Origin of the sequence: Bradyrhizobium sp. CCGB12 (assembly GCF_024199845.1) — a bacterium.
Taxonomy (GTDB): domain Bacteria; phylum Pseudomonadota; class Alphaproteobacteria; order Rhizobiales; family Xanthobacteraceae; genus Bradyrhizobium.
Genome location: NZ_JANADO010000001.1, coordinates 7528750 through 7545043 on the forward strand (window position 1 = coordinate 7528750; position 16294 = coordinate 7545043).

A 16294-nucleotide genomic window follows, 5' to 3' on the forward strand; every position below is an offset into this window, starting at 1 on the left:
ATGCAAACGCCGCAGCTTGAAACCGAACGTTTGATCCTGCGCCCGCTCGCGCTGTCTGACGTGCCGGCGATCCAGCGTCATTTCGACAACTGGAACATCATCCGGCATCTCTCCACCGTCGTGCCGTGGCCATATCCCGCCGACGGCGCGGCGACGTTCGTGAGGATGCAGCTCGACAAAATGTCAGCCGGCGACGACATCCATCATTGGGTGCTGGTGCTGAAGGGCGGCGACGGCGAGGCGATCGGAAACATTCATCTGCGGCCCCGTGCCGAAGGTCTGAAGGGCAATCGCGGCTTCTGGCTCGCCGAGCCTTACTGGCGGCGCGGATTGATGACGGAAGCCATCGCCGCGGTGAACGATTTCGCCTTCCTTGCGCTCGGCCTCGATCATTTCTACGTCTGCAACGCCGCCACCAACGAAGCCTCGCGCCGGGTCAAGCAGAAGACCGGCGCGGAATTCGTCGGCTTCATCGAGCTTGCCCATCACGGCGGGCAGACGAAATCCGAGAAATGGATCGTGCGGCGTGAGGCCTGGCTGCGCGGCAGGACGTGAGTGCGACTGATGGCTCCGTCATGGCCGGGCTTGTCCCGGCCATCCACGTTCTTCTCTGCGGCCAAGGCGTGGATACCCGGGACAAGCCCGGGCATGACGGATGGATAGGGGCGAAAAAACGCAAAGCGAAGCAATCCGGCCGGGCTGGTGGCCGGATTGCTTCGTCGCTGGGCCCTTCCGGATGGTGAAGGGCCGCCTGCCGTCAGAGCGATGCCCCGCTCAGGACGCCCGTGTCGTGGTCTCGTCCATCGAAAGTCTGGTGGCGGCATGCAGCATGCCGTCGGCAGCCGCCATCACCTGGTCGATCAGCAGATGGGGCGTGGCTGAGAGCTCGAGCCGGGTCTTGATCCACTGCCAGAGGCCGCGGATCTCGTCCGCCGACTTGCCGTTCGGCACGAATTCGCTGACCGCAAGACCGTTCGCGAGCGAGTCCTGATGGTCGTTGCGCATCACGATCAGTGGGCGCGCGAGCACGTCCGAGAGATCGAGCGCGGCTTCCTCGGCGAGGGTGTTGGCGGCGTTGTCGATGCGCTGAATCTTCGTTCCATCAAACCATCGGCATTCTTCGAAGGTGCGCGAAACATTTTCATACCCCTGTAACTTAAGTTAATCGTGGGGCCAAAACTGAAAGGTCGCGATATGGAACCGACCAGTCGAATATCGGACCACATCGATCATAAGACTGCCCGGTCGATCTGTGACGAGGTGGGTGGGAGATTGCAACAGAACTTATCTTTTGAAGCCTCCCCTCTGCCGCCCTACCTAGAACGTCTAGTCGATGAATTGCGCAAACAGGAGCGTCATCCAATTGATAGCGTCGCAGCGCCCGCTAACCCGTTTCCTTCATGCGACGCGGCGGTTGGTCGCGGCCGTCTGAGCGCGTAAAGGAGAAGCCGTCGCCGCGCTCGACCCGGCGGCGGCTTTTCCGCTAATCTTGTCGCTGAGGCATTCCAGGCTTGGCTGCGCCGGACGCCATCAGGACGTGCTTGTTCTGCTTCGCCTGTTAAACCTTAGCGGTATGGTCGCAATGCAAATAGCAGATCGCGGCGATACGCGCGCCGCCAACACTATCGACGCAATTCTTCGAGGAGCAAAGCCCGGCGACATCCCGATTTATCAAGTAACCAAATCCGATTTGTCCATCAACCTCAAGACAGCCAAGCGGCTGGGACTTTCCATACCTCCAGCGCTCGTCGCGAGTGCCGATAAGATAATTGAGTGAACGACCAAACGTCCGGTTGTGGCCCGGAAGCGGACATGCGCCATCGCGCCGCAATTGCGACGTCGCATTTGCATCCGCAGTGAGTGCGACGACCATCGAGACCTGATGCTCTGCACCTTTCTCCCCGAGCTGCGATGAGGATCGAATGAAGCGGCGGGAGTTCATGGCGACTGCTGCGGCGCTGCTCGTTTCGCCAGGGCGTTTGCGGGCGCAAGGGATGCCTCGCCGAATCGGTTTCTTCGGCTTCTTAGATCCGATTGCTCGCGAAGCGTGGCGCACTGGCTTGCGCGAAAGGGGTTGGATCGAGGGCAAGAACTTGCTCATCGAATATCGTAGTTATGCCGAAACCCCGGATCGCTTGCCAATCTTCGCTGCGGAGTTGGTAGCTCTAGCTCCCGATCTGATAGTTGCCGCCGGGCCGCAAGCAGCCTTAGCCCTGAAATCGGCCACCATTCCGATCGTCTTCGTGGTTGTTGCTGATCCCGTCGGGCTTGGCCTCGTCCAAAGCCTCTCGCGCCCAGGCGGCAACATCACCGGTCTTACGTCGTGGGTTCCGGGCGACTGGTTTGGAAAACAAATCGAAATTCTGCGCGAACTGATACCCGGTGCCGCGAGGATTGCGCTCTTAGTCAATCGCGACAACCCAATGCACAGGCTGTTGTTAGCTGAGGAGGTACCAAGCACAGCCCGGAAGCACAACGTGGCTCTGTCTATAGTCGAGGCGACCAAGGCTGAGGAACTCGACACCGCCTTTACTTCGGCAGCCGCCCAGCGAGCCGATGCAATGATTGTTTTTGGCGACATTCTGACCATTCGCCACGCCCCGCGACTTGTCGGGCTCGCGGCGGAGCATCATTTGCCCGCGATTTACTTCTTCCGACAATTCGCCCATGGCGGATTGGTCGTCTACGGCCCCGATATAGCCGATCTGTTCCACCGCGCAGGCGGTTACGTCGATAAGATCCTCAAAGGTACCAAGCCTGCCGATCTGCCGGTCGAGCAGCCGACCAAATTCGAGCTAGTCATCAACATGAAGACGGCCAAAGCGCTCGGGCTCACCGTGCCGCCCTCGTTACTTGTTCGTGCCGACGAGGTGATCGAATAGAGATGCCGTTCGCTGAGGTGCACGAGTCCGGTATATGGCCCGTGCCGGACCTAAGCTCAGAAGACCGCAACGTCTGCTTTCTGAAGGTGACCCGAACCAAGCCCTGCGAGCCGCCCAAGACAGCCGTTGACCCGATGCGGACCTATGCGTGACCAACGTCACAGATCGGCCGCTTGCCTTCCGGAATGCTCTGACTAGTTTGGATGACATTGCATCGGGGGGCAGCAATGGGCGCGGTTCGACTGCTTGGTTTGACCTTTTGTTTGGTCTGGCTGGCTTGCGGGCCGGCGATCGCCGAACGGCGTGTGGCGCTGGTGATCGGCAATTCCGCCTACAAGAACGTGGCCCGGCTCGCCAATCCGGCGAACGATGCCACCCTGGTCGGCGGCATGTTCAAGAAAGCCGGGTTTGACGCGGTCGACATCAAGCTTGACCTCAATGTCGCGGAGATGCGGAGGGCACTGCGTGACTTCGGCGACAAGACCAGGGATGCCGAGGTCGCCGTGATCTATTACGCTGGTCACGGCATCGAACTTGATGGCACCAACTATCTGATCCCCACGGACGCAACGCTGGAGAGGGATAGCGACGTCCTCGACGAGACAATTGCTCTGGACCGCGCGCTGTTTGCGGTCGAACCCGCGAAGCAGCTCCGCCTTGTCATTCTCGATGCCTGCCGCGACAATCCGTTCGCCAAAACGATGAAGCGCTCGGTCGCGGCTCGCGCCATCGGGCGCGGCCTCGCCAAGATCGAGCCGACGAGCCCAAATACCATGATCGCGTTCGCAGCGAAGGCGGGGTCGACGGCATCAGATGGCGACTCCAAAAACAGTCCGTTCGCGGCGGCCCTGGTCGAGCGCCTCCCGACGCCTGGGCTGGATCTGGGCAAGGCATTTCGCTTCGTCCGCGACGATGTCCTGAAGAAAACTGGCAACAAGCAGGAGCCATATGTCTACGGTTCGCTCGGCGGCGATGACTTGGCGCTAATTCCTGCGAAGCCTGTGGCAGCGGGGCCGCAAGGGCCGCAAGCGAACTCGCAGGATGGGATCCGCAGGGACTATGAGCTTGCCCTGCAGACAGGAAACCGGGACGGATGGGAAGCATTCCTCCAAGCGTATCCCGACGGGTTCTATGCAGGCCTGGCTCGCGCGCAATTGAAGAACGTCGCGGCTGAGGAGGCGAGAGCGGCTGCAGCCGCCAAGGCGCGCCAAGCCGAAGACGAAAAGTCGCGGCTCATGGCTGAGCGCGCGAACAAGGCCGAACAGGAGAAGGCGGCGGCCGCCGCCAGGGCTGCAGAGAACGCACGAATTGCGGCTGAGAAGGCCAAGCAGGTCGAGGAGGCCAAGGCGGCCGCAGCCGAGCAGCGCAGGAAGGATGCCGAAGCCGCCGTAGCCAGGAAGGCGTTGGTCGACAAGGTCGAGAACGACAAGGCGGCTGCCGAGCTGATTGCAAAACAACCAGCCGACAAGACGCCGGCAGATGGCGAGCAAAAGGTCGCGGCAGTCGCCCCAACGCAATCGCCGCCCAGTCTCTCGCCGCAAGAGACTGCGAAATTGGTTCAGTCCGAACTGCACCGCGTCGGCTGCCTGGCCGCCCCTGCCGATGGCGACTGGAATGCGTCATCACAACGCTCGCTGACGCTATTCAACAAATATGCGGGCACGAAGTTCGACGGCAAGCTGGCTAGCCTCGACGCGCTCGACGCCATCAAGGCCAAGCCGGGCCGCGTTTGCCCGCTGGTGTGCGATCATGGCTTCAAGGCCGACGGCGACACTTGCGCGAAGATCGCCTGCCGCGCCGGCTATCGAGTCAACGATCACAATGAGTGCGAGAAGGTGCAGGACAAGAAGCCGGTCGCGACCCGTGAGGATACCAATCCGCGAGACGGTGACAGGAAGAAGGGCGAAGCCGTCCCCACTGGTTCACAGGCCAAGTCTGCCGGCCAGATTTTCTGCGGCCCGGCGGGATGTCGGCCGGTCAGAAGCGGATGCAGACTGGAAGAGGACCGAATCGGACGCAACACCGGGTTAATGTCTGGCCGTCAGCTTGAGGTATGCAACTGATCGCGGCATTGATCGGTCACCTGCCTCTCCTCGCTGGCCTGACTAACAAACTTCTGGTCAGAGTCGGTCTTCCACTCCTCTTAAGGTCTACGGCGGCTTTGCCTCTTGCCGTGTTGGCGCAGCGAGAGACGCCGCGGGTTGGCTTTCTGAACAGCGCCTCGCCCGATACCTATCGCTTCAATGCTGACTCTTTTCGAGAAGGCCTGGCGAAGGCCGGTTTCGTCGAGGGCCGCAATGTTCGTATTGAGGAACGGTGGGCTCGCGGGGACTACGGTGCATTACCTATCCTTGCGGCTGAACTTGTCGCGATGGGAGTAGTCGCAATTGCCGCCACGGGAGATGTTGCCTCTGCGCGGGCAGCGCAGCTCGCCAGCAACAAGATATCAGTTGTGTTCACGATTGGTGGTGACCCTGTTCGCCATGGGCTGATCAGCAACATTAATCGCCCCGGCGGGCACGTGACGGGCATCCTTTTCAATCAGAATGTGCTTGGCGCAAAACGAGTTGAACTGCTTAAGGAAATGGCCCCAAACATTTCCCGAATTGCACTGCTGATGAATCCCACCAATCCCAGCGTCAAAATCGAAGAAGCGGACGCGGAAACAGTGGCAAAGAAGCTGGGTATCGAGACGATCACGGTCAATGCTAGAAACGCGAGCGAAATGGAAATCGCGTTAGAGCAGTTGCTGAGCGCCAAAGCACAGGCTTTGATTACCGCGAGTGATCCGATCCTGCTAGATCGGCGCGAACAAATTACTTCTTTCGCGCTTAGGCATAAGGTGCTGGCAATGGGCTTTGTGCAACAGATCGCCGTGGCTGGCGGCCTCCTGAGCTATGGTCCAAGCATCAGCTGGATGTACCGCCAAGCTGGGGCTACGTCGGCCAAATTCTGAAAGGCTCAAATCCGGCAGAAATGCCTGTCTTGCAGCCGACACACTTCGAGTTGGTGATTAACCTGAATACTGCCAACGCGCTCGATCTCACGGTGCCGCCGACGTTGCTCGCCCGCGCCGACCAGGTGATTGAATAGGGCTCACTCTTGTTGCGGTGCATGAGTCCGGAATTGGCCCCAAGCCGAATAGCGCTTAACCCATCGAGATGTCGGGTATAGGGGGTAGACGAGACGCTGGGCCGCACTGGGCGTCCACCGCCGCTTGGAGGCCTCGTTGTCCTTCAGCCTCTGCCGTTAGCGCAAACTGTACGCCTTTTGCCAATCACCGCCGACAGTCGGTCGGCAGCCAGCTCAACCGTATCCGAGACGGGCATCAGCGCCTCCGCACCCGGGTCGCGAACGGCGCCTCAATGATTTAGATCAAACAATGCTGAGTTGCGTTTTCGCCCACTAGGACAGTAAATTGTGCCAAGTCTCGGCAAGACAGGAGCGCATCATGTTGACCAAACGTGACCTTCTCCGTTCGACCGTCCTGACGGTAGCAGTTGCAGCAAGTCCGGTCGCTGCGCTAGCGCAGACGGGCCGCCCGGGCTTCTTCAAAGCCAAGGATATCGCCGAAGCCGGCTTCATCTTCGGTCTGCCGATCGTGATGAACTACGGCGTGATGTACGAATACTCGGTGGATCGCAACTCCGGCCAGTTCAAGGCACCGTTCAACCACCTCAACAACCAGGCCCGCGTCTACACCTACAAGGACACCGCGATTGTCACGCCGAACAGCGACACGCCTTATTCAATGGGATGGATGGATCTGCGCGCGGAGCCCATCGTCATTTCCGTTCCGGCGGTGGACCCGAAACGCTACTACTCGGTCCAGCTCGTGGACGGCAACACCTACAATTACGGCTACTTGGGGAGCCGCGCCACGGGAAGCGATGCCGGCGACTACATGGTGGTCGGGCCGGACTGGAAGGGTGCAACCCCGCCGGGGATCAAGAAGGTGTTCCAGTCGGGCACGCAGTTCTCGCTCGCCATCATTCGCACCCAATTGTTCAATCCGGAGGATCTCGACGACGTCGTCAAGGTCCAGGCCGGCTACAAGATGCAGCCGCTTTCCGCCTATCTGAAACAGCCGGCGACGACTGCATCGGCGGCGGTCGATTTTCCCAAGATCGATAAGGAGCTCGTGAAGACCAACTTCTTTGAATACCTCGACTTCGTATTGCAGTTTGCGCCCCCGCAAGAGAACGAGAAGGAAATACGCGCAGCACTAGCGAAGATCGGCGTCGGCCCCGGCAAGACTTTCAACTTCAAGGACCTGCCGCTGGAGCAGAAGCTCGAAATCGGCCTCGGCATGAAGGAAGGCGAGAAGAAGGTCGAGGAGGCGGTCGCGACGGTCGGCAAGAGGATTAACGGCTGGCAGGTCAGTGCGCCTTTCGGCGACAACGCACAATACAATGGCGACTGGCTGAAACGCGCTGTCGCCGCCAAAGCTGGCATCTACGGCAACGATGCAGTGGAAGCGACCTATCCGCAAACACGTATCGACGGCGATGGTCAATCGCTCGACGGCAGCAAGCACAACTACACGCTGACATTTCCGCCGGGCCAGCAACCCCCGGTGAACTCGTTCTGGTCCGTGACAATGTACGACGGCAAGACGCAGCTTTTGATCGAGAACCCGATCAACCGTTATCTGATCAATTCGCCGATGCTGCCGAACATGAAGAAGAATGACGACGGTTCGGTCACGCTCTACATCCAGAACAGGTCGCCGGGTGCGGATAAGGAATCCAACTGGCTGCCCGCGCCGGACGGACCTCTCTACCTCGTGATGCGGCTGTACTGGCCAAAGACCGAGCCACCGTCGATCCTGCCGGCGGGCGAGGGAACCTGGAAGCCGCCGGCGATCGTCGCGGCGCGTTGATGTCTACGACGGCCGTCATCGCCAACGGGAGGTTAGCGGGGGCCGGTACGCAGTCGGAGGCTCATCCGAGTCAGCTTGTGGCCCCTAGCCGAACCACGCTGCCCCTGTTGTGATGTAGGGTATTGTCAGTGTAGCGGACGCGGAGCCGCGCTCACTTCGGACTGCCGCTTGTGACCCTGGCTGTGTAAAAACTCAAAGATCGAAACTCGACAAAGAATGACATTTTTCTGTTCGATCTCTAAGTTGAATCCGCTTGCGCGTTGAGCGACTAAAACGGTCTTGGACGAATAACTTCTTCTATCGCGATTGAGCGTCTTCGCGTTTTCACACAGCCAAGACCCTTAGCGGTCATGGTCGCAATGCAGATAGCGGATCGCCGCGCTGACATCTTGCGCCGCCACCACCCCGGACTCCCATGCCGTGATGTGATATATTTCGACCTGGATTTAGCGTGGTCCTGAGCCTCCTTGGAGGGCTGCATGAGACGGCGCCATTTCATCAGTCTGCTTGGCGGTGTGGCGGTCGCGTGGCCGCTCGCTGGGGCGGCGCAGCAGAGCACCAATCGCAAGCGTCTTGCCATCTTCAGCCCAGCAGAGCCAAACGCGGACTTGCAAGGGCATAGTGAAAGCAAGAAGTACCGAGCCTTTTTTGCGGAACTTCGGCGGTTAGGGTGGATCGAAGGACAAAACCTCAAGGTCGAAAGTTACGGCCGAGAGCAAAATGCGGCCGGCCCTGATGTCCTGGCGACGGAAATCGTTCGGAGCAACCCGGATGTCATCCACGTCGTCGGCCCTGGCGGAGTCATTTTCAAAAAGCTAACATCGCGCATTCCGATCGTAGTGATAACTGGCGACCCCGTTAAGCAAGGGCTTGCCGAAAGTCTGGCTCACCCCGGCGGCAATTTCACAGGAGCCAGCATCGACGCCGGTCTATCCATTCATGGAAAGCGAATTGCATTGTTACGTGAGATGGTTCCGTCAATGTCGAAACTTGGCTGTCTCGCGCTTCGATTAGTATGGAATGGGTCAGGCTCAGACGCTTTCCGCGCAGCTGCCGAAGCGGCGGGCCTCCCTCTCTCGGTGTCTCTATTGGAATTTAGTACCAGCGAAGCAGACTATCGGACGGCGATCGAGAGCATCTCCCGCAGCGGTGCAAATGCGGTCATGGTCCTTGACTCGCCTCAGGTTCTTCAAGACAGCACTTTGATCGCTAAGCTGCTCGGCGACGCGAAACTTCCGGCGATTTTCACATTTACCGAATCCGTCGAGGCCGGGGGCTTAATGGCCTATTTCTTCGATCTGATCGAGTTGCATAAGCGCGCCGCCAGTAACATCGACGCAATTCTCCGAGGGGCTAAGCCCGGCGACGTCCCGATCTACCAGGTAACCAGATTCGAGTTGTCCATTAACCTCAAGACAGCAAAGCAGTTGGGGCTTTCCGTACCTCACGCGCTCGTCGCAGGTGCCGATAAGATAATTGAGTGAACGAGCAAAGGTCCGGTTATGGCCCCAAGCCGAACAGCGCCCAAGCTATCGAGATGTCGGCTATGGGCGGTAAACCAGACGCTAGGCAGCAGTGGCCTCCACCGCCGCTTGTGACCCAAAGCCGACATTAACCGTGCAGGTGAACGGAAAAATTCAACGCTTCTGGGCTATGGTAAATTGCGAACGGCGTTGCGTGTGGTGGGAACAAATCCAAGATGAGCCAGATCGAAGGGACATTTTTCAATGTTGACTTGGATTTGCACGGAAGTGCTGCTGACATCGAACAGGTAATCAGTTTCATCGCACCATCCGTTGTCGTTATGCGACACGAGGGTGGGGATGCATCGCTGGAATTGGCTGAGCAGTTCTCATCTGCTGAAGCCACCTTGCAAGCTATTGCCGAACTGATCCAAGCACTGCCTTACGATGCGCGGAGTGCGTGGGACCGACTAAAGTATCGAAGAGCGGATATTGGGCTTCAAATCGGAAGCCAACATGGGCAACTAACTGGCGCAATTTCCTTAGAAGTACTCGGAATGATGGTTAGGAGCGGGCTTGAGCTTGCCTATACGGTCTACCCGCCCGTAGCGGACTAACGTCTCATAATCGAGAGTCGGGTTTTGGCCCTTAGCCGACGTTTGGGGGCCGCCAGCCGATTGTCAGTTTGTGACCCATTTGAGACATTCGCCGGTAGAGGCGAACCGTCTGGATGATTTCGAGGGAGCTTTCGCGCCTTTCAAATGGCTGACGTGCAGCCTCAACTTCCCACAGGCGATTGCGTATGGGGAGATGCCCCGGCGTCGAGTGGATCGATCCAGTTCTTGGATGAGACGGGTGCGACGATCTGCATCGAGCGCCAGAGCCAAGGCGCCTGCTATCCTGACCCGTCCCCTCTCATTACCTCCAGGGCACCAATGAGGCGGCGGGAGTTCATTTCGCTTTTCATGGTCGCGGCAACTCTCTTGCCTTGTGCGGCTTACGCAGAGGGCCGCGCCTTACCGGTAATTGGCTATCTTGGCTTCGACTCGGCCGAGAAAAGTAAGGATTTGCTGATCGCCTTCCGCGACGCTCTCCGCACAAAGGGCTTTGTAGAAGGCCAGAACGTCGCAATCGAATACCGTTTCGCTGATGGAAAATATGATCGCTTTCCAGAATTGATCGCAAGTCTCATTCAAGCTCGCGTTCGATTGATTGTCGCCGCAACCGGTACCAACGGCGTCATGGCGACCACGGCCGCGACGAAGACAATTCCAATCGTGTTTGCAATTGCCATGGACCCGGTGCATCTCGGCGTGGTGTCCAGTTTGAATAGGCCGGGAGGTAACGCGACTGGCGTGAGCATGTACACTCCGCAACTCACCGCCAAGCGACTTGAATTGTTGGCTGAGTTGACGCCTGGAGGCGGTACAATCGCCATGCTCGTAAATCCGACGAATCCCAACGCAAATTTTGTAGTGTCGGATGCTGAAGCTGCGGCCAAGTCGCTCGGCCGAGAACTTCACATCTTGAAGGCGAGCACGGACGAGCAAATTGCTACTGCCTTCGACGAAGTCAGAAACCGAAGGCATGTAGCGCTTCTTGTCAGTCCAGATGCATTTTACATTGCACGCCGCGAGCAACTCGCCGCGTTGTGCGAGCAGTATCGTATACCCGCGACCTATGAATGGTCATTTTTTGTCAAATCTGGCGGACTGATGAGTTACTCGCCTCGCATTACCGATGTTCAGCGTCAGCTTGCCAACTATACAGCGAAGATTTTGACCGGCACTCTACCCGCTGACCTTCCCGTGGAGCAGCCAACCAGATTCGAGTTGGCGATCAATCTCAAAACAGCAAAGAACATCGGCCTTACTATCCCGCCTAATCTCCTGGCGCGTGCCGACGAGGTGATCGAATAGAACCCCTTCTGCTGCGCTGCATGAGTCCGGAAGTGGCCCCTTTGAGACATGCCGAAAGCATCGAGCAATGTCCGAGTTCGAGGGCAAAGCGGACTAACATAAGCTCGCACTGAGTTCTTCTCGGTTGACCCAACGCGAAATTGCGGAACTTTCCAAAGGGCGTTCCGATTGAACCATTGACGATGGCCCGCAAAGAGTCCGTCATCTAGTCCGACAAACTTTCGAGCGTCCGCCGACGGATCTGATCCAAGAATTGCTCTATCGCGTGAAAACGACAGGTCCCTTGAAAACCACGAAAGGCTCGCCGGATGGCGAGCGCAACTATTGGATTGTCAGCGACGCCGAGATCGAAGGCACGAGGATCAAGGCCCGCATTGCTGCACCGGGCAGTGACTGGATGCGCGTGTCCGACGATGGCTTCTGGCGGCCGGAGGTGCGCGTGCCTTTTCAGACTGACGACGGCGAGACCGTGCTCATGCGATATACCGGCCTCGTGCAGCAAACGGATGCTTTCAAGCAGGCAGCCGAAGCAAATCAACCGACGGACTGGAAGGACCAATATATGCGTTTGACGATGCGCTTCGATACGGGTGCCGAGCGCTACCGTTGGCTCAATACGTCGCTGTTCGTGGCCAAGGGCCGCTTACTTGGGACCGGCAGCATCGAATACGCCGTCTACCGCATCACGTGAGGGCGGGCGACCGCGTCCTTCTCTCGCTAACGGCACAAGTACTGTTTGCTGCGGCGCCTTCGTCTGCCATCTGACGCATCGAGCAATGGCCGAGTTCGAGGGCAAAGCGGACGTAGCCATGACGCTGACTGGGTGCCGCCTTTTGACCCAAAGCGGACTGCCTCTACCCAGGAGGATCACGTCAGCGAAATCCGTCCCTGACGTGAGGAACACGTCATCGAGATCCGCCTTTGGATACATTTCGAGCTGACAGCTACTTCACCGGCTCAACCTATTCAAAATTCCGAGTTGCAGCGCATATTGTAGCGATAGCGTGGCGCGAGGTGCCCCAATGAAACGCCGCGATCTTGTCACTCTTGTCGGTGCAGCGGTGGTAGCCTTGCCCCTCGCAGCCTACGCGCAGCATCCAGCGGTGCCACGAGTCGGCTACGTCTGGAGTGGTGTTCGCGGGACGGACGTGTACTACCAGACCGGATTCCGTCAGGGACTTGCGGACCTTGGATATGTGGTGGGGCGCAACCTGCTACTCGAGGAACGCTACGCCGACGGAAAGCCGGAGCACGTTCCTGCGCTGATCGCTGAACTCCTCACGCTCAACGTCGATGTTCTCGTGACTCCAGGCACACCCACTTCGCAGGCTGCACAACGTGCAACATCCACGGTGCCGATCGTCTGTATGAGCGGAGATCCCGTCAGAGCCGGCCTTGTGGCAAGCCTTGCCCGGCCAGGCGGCAATATCACCGGGTTGTCGCAGCTCTCCGGCGATTACGGCGTCAAGTGGCTGGATCTACTAAAGGAGGTGGCACCGAAATTACGTCGCATCGCCGTGTTGTGGAATCCTGACAATCCGACGACTGCCAACCAAGTCGAACTCATGCAAAAAGCGGCACCCGGGATCAGTCTCGAGTTGACAGCCCTCTCGGTGCGGCTCGCTGAAATCGATAACAGCTTCGCCGCTCTGCGAGAGGGAAGCTTCGATGGCCTCGTCGTCACCGACGATCCATCGCTGATACCCCTCGTCCCCCGACTGATCGCGCTCACCGCAGACCGGCGTTTACCGGCGATCTTTCCATTCCGCGACTCGGCTCAGAGAGGAGGACTGATGTCGTACTCGGCCAACCTTTTCAAACTATGGCAACGCGCCGCAGGCTATGTTGATCGCATTCTGAAAGGAGCGCGTGCGGCGGAGCTTCCCGTCCAGCAGACGACAGATGTGACCCTGAGTATCAATCTCAAAACCGCTAAGGCGCTAGGTCTCGACATTCCAATGACGCTGCTCGCTCGCGCCGACGAGGTAATCGAATAAGGTGACTTCCGGTTATGGCCCCTCGTGGACCTTCCGATAGGCGGCGCTGAGGTCTGTTTCCGAGGCCAATGCGGACGTCGCACGCTCGAGCGCGCGGTGTACAAGGCGGCCAGCCCGGCCGACCTTAGGTATCCGCAGCAGTGCTCGCGCCGAATTTCGCACCGCTGGCGACAACGCGCAACGAATGCCAAACGCCGCTGCAACAGTCCGCCGACGGGTCACAGGACTGAATGCCGAGCTGGATGAGGAAGCCTATTTAGGCTCTCTTGGTGGAGGCGCCTTACGCTTGAGATTGGTCTCCAATTCGGCCTCGATTTCGTCGCAGACCCGCTTATTGGTCTCCGTAGCCGTCTCAGCCGGGGTAGGGAGTGGTGTATCAGCCATGCTCCAACAATCGCCACCTTCTAAGGGTGTTCCTAGGAGCGCGCATCTTTCACACTTGGACTAGCGGAGTGCGTTGTTCGGCGCCCGGCGACGCCGACTAGCCAGCAGCAACTGGCTTCAGACCCGGTAGGATGCCTTTCTCTCGAAAGGAGTTTGCCTGCTTATGACTTGTGGAAGACGCCGTCCGTCCTATCCCAGAGGCGGCCTTACCGCATGCTCCGGCAGCCATTTGCTAGTTCTGCGTACCGGCCTGGTTCCTCTTCAAAGAGACGCTTTTGCCGCTGACGTTCCATGTGTCCATGCAATTGCGTTTCGAGCAATGGCGCGCCTGCGCCTTCGGACACGCGTCATCGCGCGCTGGTGGCAGCGTTGTTCGACGATTTCGTCCGACTGTCGGGGGAGGACTGAGAGCGGCGGCCAACATGCCTTTCCAGCATGAGCCTTGCGGGACTGCTTGGGAGCGGCAGCGTTGGCCTAGCGCAATCGTGGCGAAGTGATCTCGTGACGGAGCAAGCCATGACATTGACCAGCGGCCGTTTCATTGGCCACGAATACGACCGGATGATCGTTCGGTTCTCTATGCATGACGGAGCTAGGGAGATTCCTTGCGCCATATCGACCTCTGCGATGGACTCTCTGGAAAGTGGCCCGCAAGTTAGTCCCGAGGAGCGGGAAGCTCAGTTTACCCGCCTGCGTGATCGCATCGAAGCCTGCGCGGCGAGCAAATATCGCGCGACAGAGTTCGAAGGTACGTCGCCGGGAATAGTTCTGCGAGGCATTGATTTCAGGCGATAGGTTAAAGCACCGCAGCAGCGTTGGCCTTTTCAATGCGTCACGAATGATGTCGCAGCCTTTAAGCATGAGATTTCGACGACTCTGAGATGTGCGGAAGCCGATGGAATGAGGGTGCTCTCTAGTCGAGCCGCCCATCCAAGGCCGCCTTGCTCAGTACGTCTCTCGAGATTACCCTGCAGTCGACTCGCACGGAGAGAGCTAGGTGAGCAAGGCACGCGAATTCATCGACTTCTGGGTTGAAAACAGCGTTCACCCCGCAGAGCAGTTCCGGGCTCCTGGAGCCTCTCAGGACGAGGCCGAGCTTACCAGCCGCCTTGTCGCGGCCGCGAAGGAGCAGGGCATCTCGGAAACCGACTTGCAGGCCGAGATCGGTGAAGTTCGCAGCTACATCCGAGACAAACTCTCGGCGGCGAACAAGGCCGAGAGCGCTAGACTGGCCGTGCGCGTAGAGTAGCGTCTGGAGCGTCTGACAGGAACGACTCTCCGGTCCGTTGATTGAGATATTGGTCTGTGGCGCGATACCTGGACCCCTCTAGGTTTGCGTCATCCACCCGGAACGGCCCATTGTCCGACGCGCGTTGGGCGATGGGCCGGTTCTCGTAACGCCACCTCCTCCGCATTGTTGAAGCGGGTTCGAGCAGCAACAGTGTCGCGCCTCCAGGCGGATCTCTGGGGTTGATTACCGAGAAAGCTTTCGCAATTTCATTTGGAACCCTGCGAAGCTGCATGCTGATCCAAGTCACTTCAGGCAACAAATGCCTATCTGGCTCCCACCACTCAAGGCCTCGCCGGCGATCAATCGCCGGGTTGAGGTGCTCTTGATGAGGATCGAACACACCGGCAGTGATGTGACGCACCGCTGGCTTTCTTCTTGAAGTCTCTCAACTGCTGGTATAACGTCTGTCGCATCGATACTGGCCGAACAACTGTTCCGCTTTCGCCTCAGATCCTGACGGCGCGCACGTTTCGGACATTCTCCAACATCGACTAACTGGACGGTTGGCCGCAACTCCGCGCGCCAAATCCTGCGCGTATACGAAAGGAAGACCTGATGAATACAGGTACAGTGAAGTGGTTCAACAGCCAAAAGGGGCTTCGGCTTTATCCAGCCATCAAACGGTAGCAACGACGGCTTCGTTCACATCAGCGCCGTCGAGCGCGCCGGCATGGGGGCTCTCAGTGAAGGTCAGACGCTGTCTTATGACGTCGTCGCAGACCGTCGCACGGGCAAGTCCGCTGCCGAAAACCTTCGTGCTGCTTAGTTAAGAGCGCGACAGACCTGTCGCTCTAGCCACGGATGTACTGGCAGAGCTTGTGGTCACGCCCCGCGCCTGAGTCATCGGGAGCGGTCTTTTTACTTCAATCCATGAAGCGACCGTAGACCTAGGCGCTTCACTTCGACAGTCGCCACCTGGGGTCAACCTAGCTGCGAAGAGAAAAACACTGAAAAGGCAGACGAGCGGGGCTCGGAACCCAATCGCCCAAATTGAATTTCGCAGTGGCTTGTCTTGTCTTTCGGGATAAACGGGGATGCTCGATTCTCATCACCGATCCTGTCGGTGCGCGCGTTCGGCATTCCCTTCTGAAGGATGATTTGCAGCTGGCAAATTGAACCAGTAGCCTATGGCTGGATTAGCCGTTCATGGCAGAGTCATTCGGCAACTCCTTCACTATCGTCGAAGTGACAGCGGACGATTTGTCTGCGAACGAGCCGGTAAAGCAGTTTTGGATTGCGTTTGCCAAGCCAAGTCAGGCGGTGACGTTGGTACTCGCAGCCGTCCCCGAAGGCTGGACGGCTGAAGTCGTGGTTCAACCCCTGACGCAAGAGCAGCAAAGGCTGTTCGAAGAGCTAAAGCTTAGGCCGGGGGATGTTTACAGATTACCCGGGTAAGATGGTCCAATTCGAGGCGACGGGTATCCCTCCGCCGACCAGGTCGGCATTTCATTAGGCGTGGGTGCATCCGGAACGTGG

The 16294-nt window shown here is 58.5% G+C and carries 15 protein-coding genes and 2 pseudogenes; 16 read left to right on the forward strand and 1 reads right to left on the reverse strand.

The window, feature by feature from the left end; genetic code table 11:
- A complete protein-coding gene (locus tag NLM27_RS34480; protein WP_254147507.1) occupies positions 1 to 555 on the forward strand; it encodes a GNAT family N-acetyltransferase in 555 nt (184 codons plus the stop codon).
- A gap of 219 nt (positions 556 to 774) precedes the next feature.
- Here the strand turns inward: NLM27_RS34480 and NLM27_RS34485 are convergent.
- A pseudogene (locus NLM27_RS34485) lies at positions 775 to 1089 on the reverse strand (ParA family protein); the annotation flags it as partial.
- Positions 1090 to 1537: 448 nt separating this feature from the next.
- Here NLM27_RS34485 and NLM27_RS34490 point away from each other — a divergent pair.
- From NLM27_RS34490 to NLM27_RS34560, 15 genes and pseudogenes are all read left to right on the forward strand, one after another.
- The gene (locus NLM27_RS34490) at positions 1538 to 1777 is read left to right on the forward strand and encodes an ABC transporter substrate binding protein (RefSeq protein WP_254147508.1); all 240 of its coding nucleotides are present in this window, start codon (positions 1538 to 1540) and stop codon (positions 1775 to 1777) included.
- Between the two features lie 145 nt (positions 1778 to 1922).
- Positions 1923 to 2882: an ABC transporter substrate-binding protein gene (locus NLM27_RS34495; protein WP_254147509.1), complete on the forward strand. Its 960-nt coding sequence runs from the start codon at positions 1923 to 1925 to the stop codon at positions 2880 to 2882.
- 227 nt (positions 2883 to 3109) lie between these two features.
- The gene (locus NLM27_RS34500) at positions 3110 to 4945 is read left to right on the forward strand and encodes a caspase family protein (RefSeq protein ID WP_254147510.1); all 1836 of its coding nucleotides are present in this window, start codon (positions 3110 to 3112) and stop codon (positions 4943 to 4945) included.
- A complete protein-coding gene (locus NLM27_RS34505; RefSeq protein ID WP_254147511.1) occupies positions 4936 to 5838 on the forward strand; it encodes an ABC transporter substrate-binding protein in 903 nt (300 codons plus the stop codon). Before NLM27_RS34500 ends, NLM27_RS34505 begins: the two co-directional genes overlap by 10 nt.
- Positions 5839 to 5867: 29 nt before the next feature.
- Entirely contained in the window at positions 5868 to 5975 is a 108-nt protein-coding gene (locus NLM27_RS34510) for a hypothetical protein (protein ID WP_254147512.1), read from the forward strand.
- A gap of 358 nt (positions 5976 to 6333) precedes the next feature.
- Positions 6334 to 7764 carry a DUF1254 domain-containing protein gene (locus tag NLM27_RS34515; protein ID WP_254147513.1) on the forward strand — a complete coding sequence of 477 codons (1431 nt, stop codon included), beginning with the start codon at positions 6334 to 6336 and terminating at the stop codon, positions 7762 to 7764.
- A 479-nt stretch (positions 7765 to 8243) separates the two neighbouring features.
- Entirely contained in the window at positions 8244 to 9248 is a 1005-nt protein-coding gene (locus NLM27_RS34520; protein ID WP_254147514.1) for an ABC transporter substrate-binding protein, read from the forward strand.
- A gap of 215 nt (positions 9249 to 9463) precedes the next feature.
- Positions 9464 to 9844: a hypothetical protein gene (locus tag NLM27_RS34525; protein ID WP_254147515.1), complete on the forward strand. Its 381-nt coding sequence runs from the start codon at positions 9464 to 9466 to the stop codon at positions 9842 to 9844.
- 144 nt (positions 9845 to 9988) lie between these two features.
- On the forward strand, positions 9989 to 11146 hold the full coding sequence (locus NLM27_RS34530; protein WP_254147516.1) for an ABC transporter substrate-binding protein: 1158 nt from the start codon (positions 9989 to 9991) through the stop codon (positions 11144 to 11146).
- A 265-nt stretch (positions 11147 to 11411) separates the two neighbouring features.
- Entirely contained in the window at positions 11412 to 11837 is a 426-nt protein-coding gene (locus tag NLM27_RS34535) for a DUF3237 domain-containing protein (RefSeq protein ID WP_375142331.1), read from the forward strand.
- A 331-nt stretch (positions 11838 to 12168) separates the two neighbouring features.
- On the forward strand, positions 12169 to 13143 hold the full coding sequence (locus NLM27_RS34540) for an ABC transporter substrate-binding protein (protein ID WP_254147518.1): 975 nt from the start codon (positions 12169 to 12171) through the stop codon (positions 13141 to 13143).
- Between the two features lie 900 nt (positions 13144 to 14043).
- Positions 14044 to 14322 (forward strand): DUF1488 domain-containing protein, encoded by a 279-nt coding sequence (locus NLM27_RS34545; protein WP_254147519.1) that lies wholly within the window; start codon positions 14044 to 14046, stop codon positions 14320 to 14322.
- Positions 14323 to 14524: 202 nt separating this feature from the next.
- Positions 14525 to 14776 (forward strand): hypothetical protein, encoded by a 252-nt coding sequence (locus NLM27_RS34550; protein WP_254147520.1) that lies wholly within the window; start codon positions 14525 to 14527, stop codon positions 14774 to 14776.
- Between the two features lie 597 nt (positions 14777 to 15373).
- A pseudogene (locus NLM27_RS34555) lies at positions 15374 to 15584 on the forward strand (cold-shock protein).
- A 380-nt stretch (positions 15585 to 15964) separates the two neighbouring features.
- Positions 15965 to 16213: a hypothetical protein gene (locus NLM27_RS34560; RefSeq protein ID WP_254147521.1), complete on the forward strand. Its 249-nt coding sequence runs from the start codon at positions 15965 to 15967 to the stop codon at positions 16211 to 16213.
- Positions 16214 to 16294 lie beyond the last annotated feature (81 nt).